This window comes from Peribacillus sp. P4_C12, assembly GCF_056402095.1.
Genome location: NZ_JBFUIB010001044.1, coordinates 1 through 781 on the forward strand (window position 1 = coordinate 1; position 781 = coordinate 781).

Annotated in this window: 1 protein-coding gene and 1 pseudogene; both read left to right on the forward strand. The window is 34.6% G+C overall.

Going from position 1 to position 781, the window contains the following annotated elements; all coding sequences use genetic code 11:
* Window positions 1–241: SDR family NAD(P)-dependent oxidoreductase (locus tag AC1DUW_RS31145; protein WP_477644491.1), on the forward strand; the 241-nt coding region annotated here is incomplete at its 5' end.
* A 113-nt stretch (window positions 242–354) separates the two neighbouring features.
* A pseudogene (locus AC1DUW_RS31150) lies at window positions 355–589 on the forward strand (DDE-type integrase/transposase/recombinase); the annotation flags it as partial.
* Window positions 590–781 lie beyond the last annotated feature (192 nt).

Consider the following 781-nt stretch of genomic DNA (forward strand, 5'->3'; position numbering starts at 1 on the left):
TTCCTGGGCAAGTGAATTAGGACCTTTTGGCATTACGGTCAATTTAATAAATCCAGGTTTTATCCCAGTAGAAAGACACGAGGGAATAGATACGAGTGAATATAAAAAAGGCGTTCCTCTTTGTAAAATGGGTGAGCCTCGAGATATTGGAAATGCTGTTGTATTTTTGGCATCCAATGAAGCAAAATTTATTACGGGACAATGTTTATCAGTTAATGGTGGAAATACTTTTGGTATTTAGATGTAATAACTAATGTAACATTAATATGGCATAAAAAGAAAATGTAAGGTGAGTAATTTGGGGGAGAAGCATTACAGTCGTTGTTCACAGGTGACGTTCAAGTAGTTGTGCTTACAGAAGGGCATATGATTGATTGGTATTTAAGCAAATCAAGAGATAAACATGCAGCCAAGCGCTTTATTAAGAAAGCCTTGGCTTTTTCGCACGTGTCTAAACCTCTCGTGTAAACAGTAGATGAGAACACTGCCTACCCTATAGCACTTCAAGATTTAAAAAAGGGAAACATAATCTGAAGGCATACAACTAAGGCAATTTTTTAGATATCTCAATAATAGAGTGGAACAAAATCAAGTCGATAACCCATGGAAATCAGGAGAGATTACAGCCGTTAAAGCCATAACGAATTTAGGCCTTAAAAAGACGACTTTTTAGTTAAAAAATACGAAAGAGATATTAAAAATAGCCTAATATATGGGCTGGATTCATCTTTTTTAGTATTATGTAAACTCAACAGATTAATAGTTTTATAAAACAAACTGT